Below are 11,636 nucleotides of genomic sequence, written 5' to 3' on the forward strand. Positions count from 1 at the left end.
AACACCGCGGAGCATGGCACCGGCTACGCCGGTGATCGCGGGACAAGCCCGCTCCCACAGGGATTGGGCTGGCCTTGGATTTTTGAGCAAGACAGGTGCCCACAGGTACCGCGCCGATTTCAGAGTCGTTGGGGTACCCGCAGGAGTGGCGGTTCGGCGCCCCGCTTGCCCGCGAAGCAGTCCCCACCACCCCCAAGTAACATGCATTTAAAGCACATTACCCCCACGCATTAATCGTTTGTTCCCCGCCCCTGCCTGCGACAAATTGTTCGCCATAACCCACAAGAAAAACCGCTGCGCCAGCGCCGCCCCGTGCCCGCTAGCCAGCCCCTTGTGGGCCCGTTCACCCCGCAAGCGGACAATTTCATGCGTACAGAGCACAACTTCATCGACGGTCGCTTCGTCGTCGCCCCCGAGCAACCCGCCCTGAGCGTGTTCGACCCGGCCACCGACGTGCAGGTCGGCAGCGTCAGCGCCGCCAGCCCTGCCCAGGCGATCCAGGCCGTCGAAGCCGCCAGCCGCGCCCAGCGCAGCTGGGCTGCCCTGCCCTCGATCGAGCGTGCCCAGCACCTGCGCCGCCTGGCCGATGCCCTCGAAGCCTGCGCCGACGACATCGGTGCAGCGCTGGCCTGCGAATCCGGCAAGGCCCCCGGCGAAGCCCGCAACGAGGCGCTGTACGCCGCCGAGATCACCCGTTACCACGCCGAATGGGCACGTCGCATCGAAGGCGAAGTGATCCCCAGCGACACCCGCGACGAAACCCTCCTGCTCAAGCGCGAAGCCATCGGCGTGGTCGCCTGCCTGATCCCGTTCAACTACCCGGTCTACACCTTGCTGCGCAAGGTTGCCCCGGCGCTGATCGCCGGTAACACCGTCGTCGTGCGCCCAAGCAACAACACCCCGCTGTCGGCCTTCGCCATCGCCCGCGCCGTGCAACAGGCACAACTGCCCGACGGGGTGATCAACATCCTGGCCATGCAGCACGATGTCGCCGCCACCCTCTGCACCCAGCCGGCGGTCGGCATGATCACCCTCACCGGCAGCGTGCGCGCCGGGCGCACGGTGCTCGAATACTGCAAGGCCAACATCGCCAAGCCCTCGCTGGAGCTGGGCGGCAAGACCCCGGCCATCATCGAGGCCGATGCCGATCTGGAGGCCGCTGCCGCCGCCATCGTCGCCTCCAAGACCACCCACTGCGGCCAACTGTGCACCGCCATCGAGCGCGTCTATGTGCAGGCCAGCGTGCACCAGCGCTTCCTTGACCTGCTGCGCGACAAGTTCGCCGCCGTGCGCATCGGCAACCGCGCCGAGGATGCCGCCTGCATGGGCCCGCTGATCAGTGCAGGCTCGCGCGAGGAGATCCACGCCAAGGTGCAGCGCGCCGTGGCGGCCGGGGCCCGTATCGAAGCCGGCGGCTACCTGCCCGAGGGCCCAGGCAATTTCTACCCCGCGACCCTGCTCAGCGCTTGCCGCCAGGACATGGAAATCGTCCAGGAAGAGACCTTCGGCCCGGTGCTGCCGGTACTGGCCTACGACACCCTCGACGAGGCCCTGGCCATGGCCAACGACCACCAGTTCGGGCTGTCGTCGGTGCTCTACAGCGAGAACTACCGCAGCGCCATGAAGCTGGCCAACGCCATCGAGGCTGGCGAGCTGTACGTCAACCGCACGCCTGCCGATCCGTACCAGGGCTACCACGCCGGCTGGAAACGCTCGGGGTTGGGCGGCGATGACGGCAAGCACGGCATGCTCGAATTCACCCAGACCCGCCTGGTGGTCCTCAAGTACTGACCCGCGCAGGGCACGCTGCCTGCGTGCCCTGCTCCACTGCCCGGCGACAACCCCGACGACAGATCCGCCCACGAGAACAACAATGAAAAAAACAATAAACCCCGAGGCGCTCAGCGTGCCCAGCACTTCTGCCAACTTCTCACGCTACCTGCAACTGGCCCTGCTGGTGCTGGCCGCTGGCGCCATCTACCCGATGCTGTACCTGCGCCAGGTGTACCAGAGCACCATGCTCGAGGCGCTGTCGATCAGCAACAGCGAGCTGGGCTACCTGTACTCGATCCTCGGCACCGCCTTCCTGGTCAGCTACCTGCCCAGCGGCTGGCTCGCCGACCGCATTTCACCGCGTTTCCTGATCAGCTTCTCGCTGGTCGGCACCGGCCTGCTCGGCGTCTGGTACGCCCAGTTGCCAGGCTTCGAAGCACTGCTGGCGATCTTCTGCGGCTTTGGCATCACCACCGGCCTGACCTTCTGGGCCTCGCTGATCAAGCGAGTCAAGATGATCGCGGGTGAAAGCGAACAAGGCCGCTTCTTCGGTGTGCTCGATGGCGGCCGTGGCCTGGTCGAGGCGCTGTTGGCGACCATCGCCATCGCGCTGTTCGCCCAGGTCGCCGACAGTGCCGGTGGCAGCGCCGTGGGCCTGACCCGGGTCATCCACTTCTATGCCGCCTGCTGCGTGATCCTGGGCCTGGCGCTGATGCTGGTGCGCGACCCGCAGGTCAAGAGCAGCGCCCAGCAGGCCCGCGAAAAGGCCAACCTGCTGCACGACCTGCGCACCCTGATGGCGATCCCGGAACTGTGGCTGGTCACTGCCATCGTGTTCTGCGGCTACCACTTCTTCTGGGCCACCTACAGCTTCTCGGCCTACCTGCAGGAGGGTGGCTTCGGCCTCAGCGCCACCGCCGCCGGCCTGATCACCACCATCAAGCTGTGGATGCGCCCGCTGGGCGGCATCGGCGGCGGCTGGTTGGGTGACCGCTTCTCCAAGACCGGTGTGCTGGCCTGGGCCATGGTCCTCGCCGCCGTCGGCATGATCGGCCTGATCGTGCTGCCGAGCCTGCGGGTGCTGGGCGTGCTGGTGTTCCTGGTGATCTTCATCGGCCTGATGACCTACGCCATCCGCGGCCTGTACTGGGCCATCCTCGACGACTGCCAGGTGCCGCTGCGGGTCACGGGCCTGGCGATCGGCATCATCTCCCTGGTCGGCTACTCGCCTGACGTGTTCCTGCCCCTGCTCAACGGCTGGATCATCGATCACTTCCCAGGCTTCCTCGGCTACCAGATCTACTTCTCCTACGTCGTGGTGATGGGCCTGCTCGGCGTCGTCGCCACCCTCATCCTGAACAAACGCATCAAGTCCAAGGCGGGCAAAGCATGAAGATCGTATCCCTGCAAACCCACGTGGTGGCCGTGCCACCGCCGCATGTCGGCGGCATGTACTGGCTGTTCGTCACCCTCAAGACCGACTGCGGCATCGAGGGCGTCGGCGAGATCTACGCCGCGACCTTCCATCCGCGCGCCATGGTGCCGGTCATCGAGGATGTGTTCGAGCGCTACCTGCTCGACCAGGACCCGCACCATATCGAGCGCTTCTTCCGCCGCGCCTACTCCAGCGGTTTCACCCAGCGCCCGGACCTGACCATGATGGGCGTGGTCAGCGGCCTGGAAATGGCCTGCTGGGACATCATCGGCAAGGCCGCGAACAAGCCGGTCTACGAGCTGCTCGGCGGCCAGGTGCACGAGCGCCTGCGCTCCTACACCTACCTCTACCCAGTCAACGCCCAGGGCGAGTACGACTACAGCGACCCGGACCTGGCCGCCGAGTGCGCCGTGCAGAACATGCAACTGGGCTTCACCGCGCTCAAATTCGACCCGGCCGGCCCCTACACCGCGTTCTCCGGCCATCAGCTGTCGCTGGAGGTGCTGGAGCGCTGCGAAACCTTCTGCAAGCGCATCCGTGAAGCGGTGGGCAACCGTTGCGACCTGCTGTTCGGCACCCACGGGCAGATGGTGCCGTCGTCGGCGATCCGCCTGGCCAAGCGCCTGGAAAAATACGATCCGCTGTGGTTCGAAGAGCCGATCCCACCGGGCCAGGAAGAAGCCATGGCTCAGGTCGCGGCCAAGACCAGCATTCCGATTGCCACCGGCGAGCGCCTGACCACCAAGTACGAGTTCTTCAAGCTGCTGCAGGCGGGCGGTGCGTCGATCCTGCAAATGAACGTCGGACGCTGCGGCGGCCTGCTCGAAGGCAAGAAGATCGCCAGCATGGCCGAGGCCTACTACGCGCAGATCGCCCCGCACCTCTACAACGGCCCGATCGGCGCGGCGGCGAGCTTCCAGCTGGCGGCCTGCACGCCGAACTTCCTGATCCAGGAAAGCATCGGCACCTGGGATGGCTTCCACGCCGAAATCCTCAAGAAGCCTCTGCAATGGGAGGACGGCTACATCATCCCTTCCCGCGAGCCGGGCCTCGGGGTCGAGCTGGACATGGACGTGGTACGGCGTCACTCGGGCTACCAAGGCGAGCGCCTGCACCTGCAGATGGCGCCGCATCCGGTCGACGTCAAGGACGTCTCGCCGGCCAAAGGTTGAGCGTCAAGCCGCCCCGGCCTCGGGGCGGCCCTCTATTCACAGGGTTAGCGATACATGAACGATTTTGACTACATCATCGCCGGCGCAGGCTCGGCTGGCTGCATCCTCGCCGCGCGCCTGAGCGAGTCGGGGCGCCACAGCGTGCTGCTGCTCGAAGCCGGCGGCAAGGACAGCTCGCCATGGTTCAAGCTGCCGGTGGGCTTCGCCAAGCTCTACTACAACCCCACCTTCAACTGGATGTACTACACCCAGCCCCAGGCCCATCTGGCCGGGCGCAACCTGTATGCGCCGCGCGGCAAGGTGCAAGGGGGTTCCGGTTCGATCAACGCGATGATCTACGTACGCGGCCAGGCTCATGATTTCGATGACTGGGCCGCCAATGGCGCCGAGGGCTGGTCGTTCAAGGACGTGCTGCCGTATTTTCGCAAGCTCGAATCGCACCCGGCCGGGGCCAGCGAATACCACGGTGCCAGCGGGCCGATCGGCATCACCCCGATGAGGGGCCAGGCCCATCCTATCTGCGATGTGTTTCTCGAAGGCTGCGAGCAACTGGGCTACCCGCGCAGCGAAGACTTCAACGGCAAGCACTTCGAAGGCGCCGGCATCTACGACGTCAACGTGCGTGACGGCCAACGCAGCTCCAGCAGCTTCGCCTACCTGCACCCGGCGCTGGGGCGCCCGAACCTGCACATCGAGCATCACGCCTTGGTCGAACAGGTGCTGCTCGAGGGCAAGCGCGCGGTCGGCGTCCGCATTTCGCAGAACGGCGTAGCGCGCGAGTTTCGTGCCCGCCGCGAGGTAATCCTGGCGGCAGGTGCGGTAGACACGCCCAAGATCCTGCAACTGTCCGGCATCGGTGACCGCGCCCTGCTCGACCGGCACGGCATCGACACCCGCCACCACCTGCCGGCCGTGGGCAAGAACCTGCAGGACCACCTGTGCGTGAGCTACTACTACAAGGCCAATATCCCGACCCTAAACGATGTGTTCGGCTCGCTGTTGGGCAAGCTCAGGCTCGGCCTGCAATACCTGCTGACCCGCAAGGGGCCGCTGGCGCTGAGCGTCAACCAGTCCGGCGGGTTCTTCCGCAGCGATGCCCAACAGGCGCACCCGAACCTGCAGCTGTACTTCAACCCGCTGTCGTACCAGATTCCCAAGAACAACAAGGCCAGTTTGCAGCCGGAGCCTTACTCGGGCTTCCTGCTGTGCTTCAACCCCTGCCGACCGACCAGCCGCGGCGAAGTCCGCATCGCCTCGCGCGATCCGCGTGAGCCTGCGCTGATCGATCCGAACTACCTGAGCACGCAGAAAGACATTGACGAGGCCATCCAGGGCAGCCGTCTGATGCGCTCGATCATGCAGGCCCCGGCGCTGCGCGCGATCACGGTCGAGGAAGTGCTGCCGGGCCCGGCGGTGGACGACGACGCGAGCATGCTGCAGTACTTTCGCGAGAACTGCGGATCGATCTATCACCTGTGCGGCAGTTGCGCGATGGGCAACGACCCGTCGACCAGCGTGGTGGATGCGCGATTGGCAGTGCATGGGCTGGACGGGCTGCGCATCGTCGATGCCTCGGTATTCCCCAATGTGACCTCAGGCAATACCAACGCGGCAGTGATGATGGTGGCGGAGAAAGGTGCAGACCTGATTCTCGAATCGGCCGGGCAAACGGCCCCGAGCATGGCCGAGACTCAACGCCGCTCGGCCTGAGCGGCACCGGCCAATCGGGCGAGCTGCACAGCAGCTTGCCCGGTTTTGACGAGCAAAAAAGCGACTTTACGCGGCAAAACAATCCATTTGGATGTCAATCTCAGCGCCAGTCACTCGTTTGAGCGAAGAACGCCTGGGCATTCGCTTCCAGGCTCTGCAGGTGATAGCCGCCCTCCTGCACGATCAGGCACGGCAGCCCCAGCTCGCGAATCCGCTCGCCGAGGGTGGCGAAGCCCTGGGTCGTGACCGCCACCTTGCTCTGCGGGTCGAGTTCGTAGATATCGAAGCCGAGCGACAGCACCAGCACCTCGGCATCGAAATCCTTCACCGCATCCAGGGCAATGCCCAGTTGCGCCATAAAGTCCCCTTCGCTCGCGCCATGGGCCATCGGCAGGTTCAGGTTGTAACCCTCGCCCTCGCCCGTGCCGCGCTCGTCGGCAAAGCCGGCCACGCCCGGGTAGAAGTTGGTGGGATCACCGTGCACCGAGACATACAGCACGTCGTTGCGCGCGTAGAAGATCTCCTGGATGCCCTGGCCGTGGTGCATGTCGGTGTCCAGCACTGCGACCTTGTGGTAGCGCTCGCGCAATACCTGGGCGGCGACGGCCGCATTGTTGAGGTAGCAGAAACCGCCTGCAGCCTCGAAGCGTGCGTGGTGACCTGGCGGTCGGCACAGCGCGTAGGCCGCACGCTCACCGTCGAGAATCGCCCGTGCCCCGGCAACCGCACTCTGCGCCGACCAGTAGGCCGAGCGCCAGGTCTGCTCGCCCACCGGGCAACTGCCGTCGGCCAGGTACCGCGCGGCCTGGGCGAGGATGCCGCGCAAGGCGTTGGGTTCGCGCACGAAAATGTTCGACATCACTTCATCGCCCCAATCCTCGGGCACTTCTTTCCAGCGCGCGTGAGCCTCCTGAAGGAAGGACAGGTAGGCCTCGCCATGCACCGCAGCGAGCGGCGCCAGGCCGGCGTCCTGCGGTTGGCGGATGTCCATGTCCAGGTCGCGAGCCGCTTGCAGTAGGCGCTGAGCGCGCTCAGGGACTTCCTGGGGGGTGCGCATGGCACCACGGGAGTAGTAGCTGCGCGGATGGTGCAGCAGTTGTTCGGGGTGGAAATAGCAGCGCATCAGGCCTCTCCTGGTTCGACACGGCCGGCACGGGCCAGCACGGCGTTGAGCAATACATCGGCGCCGTTACGGGCGTCGTCGGGCAGCACGTCTTCGGCTTCGTTGTGGCTAAGGCCGCCTACGCAAGGGATGAAGATCATGGCTGTCGGGCAGTAGCGCGCCAGCAGAATCGCATCGTGCCCGGCGCCACTGACGATCCGCTGCTGGGTATGGCCGAGGGCATCGACCGCGCGCTGCACCGTCGCCACACACTCGGCGTCGAACGGGGTGGCCGGGCTGACCCAGTGCCGCGTGACGCTTACCTGCAGCCCGCGCTGGGCGGCGACAGCCTGCAGCAACTCACCCAGGCCAAGTTCCATGGCCTCGATGGCTTCGTCGCGGTGATGGCGCAGGTCCACGGTAAAGCGCACCACGCCCGGGATCGTGTTGCGCGACGCTTTGGCGATGGACAGTTCGCCCACCGTGGTCAGGCCTTCGGGGGCGAAGTCGACCGCCAGTTGCTCCACCGCCTGGATCATTCGCGCAGCGCCATACAACGCATCCTTGCGCAGGGCCATCGGCGTGGTGCCCGCGTGTGCCGCCATGCCCTGGACCGTGACGTCGAGCCAGCGAATCGCCTGACCGCCCGTCACTACGCCAATGCTCTTGGCATTGTCTTCCAGGATCGGCCCCTGCTCGATGTGCGCCTCAAAATAGGCGTCCACCGGCCCGCCCAATGGCCGCTCACCCGCATAGCCAGTGGAGGCCAGCGCCTCGGCGACGCTGATGCCATCGGCATCGTGGATCGCCAGGGCCTGCTGCAGGTCGAGCACGCCAGTGAACACCGCCGAGCCGAACATCGCCGGTGTGAAGCGTGCGCCCTCCTCGTTGGTCCACACAGCGATTTCCAGGGGTTTGCGGGTCTGGATGCCGAGGTCGTTCAAGCGTCGCACCACTTCCAGGCCGGCCAGCACGCCATACACGCCATCGAAGCGCCCGCCTTCAGGCTGGGTGTCCAGGTGGCTGCCCATCATCACGGGCGCGGCCTGCGGGTCGAGGCCGGGGCGCCGGGCGAACAGATTGCCGATGGCATCCACCGACAGGCTCAAGCCAGCCTCGCGGCACCAACCGGCGAACAGCTCGCGGCCGGCCTTGTCGTCCTCGCTCAAGGCCAGGCGGCAACTGCCACCGCGGGCGGTAGCGCCGACCTCGGCCATGGCCATCAGGCTTGCCCACAGGCGTTCGCCATTGCTTTTCAACATCATGGGTACTCCAGTCGAATCGGGATTTCAGGCCAGCTCGAGGCGCTGGCTGTGGGCATACTGGCGAGCCAGGGCCAGTACACAGACCAGCGAGATGCTGGCGATCAAGGTGTAGAACAGCGCCATCGGCCACCAGTGGCCGCTGAACTGATGGGCAAGCCAGGTGCCGATCAACGGCGTCAGGCCACCGGCGATGGCGCCGCACACCTGGTAGGCCAGGGAAATCGCGGTGTAGCGCACCCGCGTCGGGAACATGCCGCTGACGAAGCCGGCAATCACCGCGTAGAACGACGCCATGCAAGCCGCCGCCAGGGCGATACCGAGCACGATCAGCGGCCCCTGCCCGGAGCTGACCAGCACGAACATCGGGTAGGGCGAAGCCATCGCCAGCAGCGCCATCAGGGCAAGGAAGCGGGTGGCGCCGAGCTTCTCCGACAGCCAGGCCGCAACCGGCTGCACACAGAACTGGATGATCGCCACGAAGAACAGGCACTCAAGGATCAGCGCGCGCTCCAGGTGCAGCTGCTGGGTGGTGTAGCTGATCATGAAGGTGTTGGTGAAGTAGACGCCGGCGATGCCCAGCGTATTGGCACCGATGCACAGCAACAGCGGACGCCAGGCGGTACGCAGCACCTCCAGCACCGGCGCCTGCTCCTTGCGCTGGGCCTTGAGCGCCTGCTCGCGGCTGGCGATGAATTCCGGCGATTCGTTGACCCCCAGGCGAATCGCCAGGCCTACCAGCAGCAGCAACGCACTGGCCAGGAACGGCAGGCGCCAGCCCCAGCTCATCAGGTCTTCTTCCGGAAGGCGGGTGACAGCACCAAAGGCCAGCAGCGAGAGGATCAAGCCGGCCGGGCTGCCCAGCTGGGCGAACGATGCGAAAAAGGTACGTCGGCCCTTGGGCGCATGTTCGCCTGCCATCAACACCGCCCCGCCCCACTCGCCACCCACGGCGATGCCCTGGACGATACGCAGCAGGATCAGCAGCACCGGTGCGGTGGCGCCGATCTGTGCGTAGGTCGGCAGCAGGCCGATACCGATGGTGACGACACCCATCATCAGCAGGGTGATGACCAGGGATTTCTTGCGCCCGATGCGGTCACCCACATGGCCGAACACGATGCCGCCCAATGGCCGGGCGAAAAAGCCCACGGCGAAGGTGCCGAAGGCCGCCATGGTGCTGAACAGGCTGTTGTCGGAAGGAAAGAACAAGGCACCGAACACCAGGGCGGCGGCAGTGGCGTAGATGTAGAAGTCGTACCATTCGATCATGGTGCCGATGAACGCGGCGGCCGCGGCCCGGCGTGGCTGGGGCGAAGCGGAAGGCTGCATGGGGGTGGCTCCTTTGCTTGTTGTTCTGGCAGGAGTTGAGGGTCACGGTGGCGCTCTTTGGCGCTTGGTCTTGCTGCAGGGGTGGCCGTTTCACGGGCAAGCCCGCTTTTACTGGCCCCTGCATGCCCTTGATTTATCGGCCTGGGGCTATGATTAGTCAATTTTCTATTTATTATTCGAACTATTAGACACGCTTATAATTCGAGCCCATCATGTCCGACCGCCTGCTCAACGACCGCCTCGACTGGAACCTGCTGCGCACCTTCCGCGTGATCGGCCAGGAACTTTCCATCAGCCGCGCAGCCGCTCGCCTGCACCTTACGCAACCTGCCGTGAGCCAGGCGCTCAAGCGCCTGGAAGAACAACTCGGCCGCCAGCTCATCGCCCGCCGTGGCCCACGCTTCGTGCTTACCGAAACGGGCGAGCAACTGTTCCAGCTCGCAGGCGAGGTGTATGGGCAGATGTCGCAGATCGGTGGGCTGCTGGAGCAGCCTGCTGACGAAGTGGTGGGCAAGGTGCGCCTGCTGATGATCAGCCGTATCGTCAGCGAGCGCTTCGACGACTTTCTCGCCGACTTTCATCGCCAGCACCCACGGGTGGAGTTGGAAATCGACGTCATGCGCAGCTCCGACATCGTCGCCGCCCTGCAGGAAAAGACCGCCACCGCGGGCCTGAGCCTCAACCGCCGTGCTCAACCGCGCCTGGAGCAACGCCTGTTCCTGCGCCAGCGCTATGCCTTCTTCTGCGGCAAGCACCATGCGCTGTTCGGCGCCCAGGAAGGCGACCTGCAACGGGAGAATTTCGTCAGTTTCACCAGCGACCAGATTGGCGGCATGCTCTCGCCATTGACCATCTTCCGCGACCAGCAAGGGTTTTCCGGCAGGATCGTCGCATCCTCCCCGAGCCTTGAAGAAGTGCGTCGGCTGGTGATCGCAGGGTTCGGTATAGGGTGCCTGCCCGAGCATGTGGTGGCCGCAGATGTGCAGGCCGGGCTGCTATGGAAGCTGGCGCCGCATGAAGGGATTGCCGATGTGGATATCCACCTGCTATGGAACCGCGAGCAGCGCTTGAGTCGGGCAGAGGGGGTGTTTATCGAGGCTTTGCAGCGGTGTCTGGAGGTGTGATTGTCGAGTGTTCTCAGGTAGCTGGACACCGTGATGGCGGAAGCAACGGCCTCATCCATCAATCTAAAAGCCAGCTCAATTCCTGTGGGAGCGGGCTTGTCCCGCGATGGGCAACCCTGTTGACCCACAGGCAAAAGTGATTGTCCCGACCGCTACTTTTTCCCAGGCCGCCCGCTGCCGAGAATCTCCCGACTGCATTTCACACCTCGGAGATTCCATGAAAGCGTTCAAACCCCTGCTCCTGGCCACCGCACTGGCCGCCACTGCGCACAGTGCACTGGCCGCCGACTGGCAAGCCTCGCCTTATGGCGCCCAGGATGAAATCGGCGCGGCCAACCTGCTCACCCCCGACGTGGCCAAGCAGGCCGCCGAGTTGATCAAGACCGGCAAGACCTACCCCCTTGCCGTGCCGGTGAGCAAGGACCTGCCAGCCTTTCGCCACCGCAGCTTCCACCTCTACAACATCCAGCCCGGCGAACAGGCCGGCCAGACCCTCGGTCGCAACAAGTTCACCTTCAACGATGAACTGGTCAACGGCTGGACCGGCGTCGGCACCCAGCTCAACGGCATCGGCCATATCGGCATCGACAACGTCTACTACAACGGCAACAAGGCTGCCGATTTCGTCACGGTCGAAGGCGTGACGAAGCTTGGGATCGAAAAGGTACCGCCAATGGTGACCCGCGGCGTGGTGCTGGACATGACCACACACTACGGCAAGGCCAT

The 11,636-nt window shown here is 65.1% G+C and carries 8 protein-coding genes and 1 pseudogene; 6 read left to right on the top strand and 3 right to left on the bottom strand.

Going from position 1 to position 11,636, the window contains the following annotated elements:
* Window positions 1-366 precede the first annotated feature (366 nt).
* The 4 genes from aldA (at window position 367) to APH44_RS28320 (ending at window position 6,090) form a co-directional block, all read left to right on the top strand.
* Window positions 367-1,791, top strand: coding sequence for an aldehyde dehydrogenase (aldA, locus tag APH44_RS28305; RefSeq protein ID WP_054895598.1), 1,425 nt, complete (start codon window positions 367-369; stop codon window positions 1,789-1,791).
* A gap of 82 nt (window positions 1,792-1,873) precedes the next feature.
* Window positions 1,874-3,166, top strand: coding sequence for a nitrate/nitrite transporter (locus APH44_RS28310; RefSeq protein ID WP_054895599.1), 1,293 nt, complete (start codon window positions 1,874-1,876; stop codon window positions 3,164-3,166).
* Window positions 3,163-4,380 (top strand): mandelate racemase/muconate lactonizing enzyme family protein, encoded by a 1,218-nt coding sequence (locus APH44_RS28315; RefSeq protein ID WP_054895600.1) that lies wholly within the window; start codon window positions 3,163-3,165, stop codon window positions 4,378-4,380. The genes APH44_RS28310 and APH44_RS28315 overlap by 4 nt, the downstream gene beginning before the upstream one ends.
* Before the next feature lie 54 nt (window positions 4,381-4,434).
* Complete coding sequence (locus APH44_RS28320) at window positions 4,435-6,090, top strand: GMC family oxidoreductase (protein ID WP_054895601.1); 1,656 nt, start codon at window positions 4,435-4,437, stop codon at window positions 6,088-6,090.
* Window positions 6,091-6,190: 100 nt separating this feature from the next.
* On the opposite strand, the gene APH44_RS28325 is transcribed toward APH44_RS28320, so the two are convergent.
* Genes APH44_RS28325 through APH44_RS28335 form a run of 3 tightly spaced genes read right to left on the bottom strand, consistent with a single transcriptional unit; the run spans window position 6,191 to window position 9,786 of the window.
* Window positions 6,191-7,213, bottom strand: coding sequence for a histone deacetylase family protein (locus APH44_RS28325; RefSeq protein ID WP_054895602.1), 1,023 nt, complete (start codon window positions 7,211-7,213; stop codon window positions 6,191-6,193).
* Complete coding sequence (locus APH44_RS28330) at window positions 7,213-8,454, bottom strand: Zn-dependent hydrolase (RefSeq protein WP_054895605.1); 1,242 nt, start codon at window positions 8,452-8,454, stop codon at window positions 7,213-7,215. Before APH44_RS28330 ends, APH44_RS28325 begins: the two co-directional genes overlap by 1 nt.
* Before the next feature lie 27 nt (window positions 8,455-8,481).
* Window positions 8,482-9,786 carry an MFS transporter gene (locus APH44_RS28335; RefSeq protein ID WP_054895603.1) on the bottom strand — a complete coding sequence of 435 codons (1,305 nt, stop codon included), beginning with the start codon at window positions 9,784-9,786 and terminating at the stop codon, window positions 8,482-8,484.
* Between the two features lie 212 nt (window positions 9,787-9,998).
* Here APH44_RS28335 and APH44_RS28340 point away from each other — a divergent pair, with 212 nt between their 5' ends.
* Together APH44_RS28340 and APH44_RS28345 are read left to right on the top strand one after the other, a co-directional pair.
* Window positions 9,999-10,910 carry a LysR family transcriptional regulator gene (locus APH44_RS28340; protein WP_054895604.1) on the top strand — a complete coding sequence of 304 codons (912 nt, stop codon included), beginning with the start codon at window positions 9,999-10,001 and terminating at the stop codon, window positions 10,908-10,910.
* 217 nt (window positions 10,911-11,127) lie between these two features.
* A pseudogene (locus tag APH44_RS28345) lies at window positions 11,128-11,636 on the top strand (cyclase family protein); the annotation flags it as partial.

Source organism: Pseudomonas sp. NBRC 111143, assembly GCF_001320965.1.
GTDB lineage: Bacteria > Pseudomonadota > Gammaproteobacteria > Pseudomonadales > Pseudomonadaceae > Aquipseudomonas > Aquipseudomonas machongensis.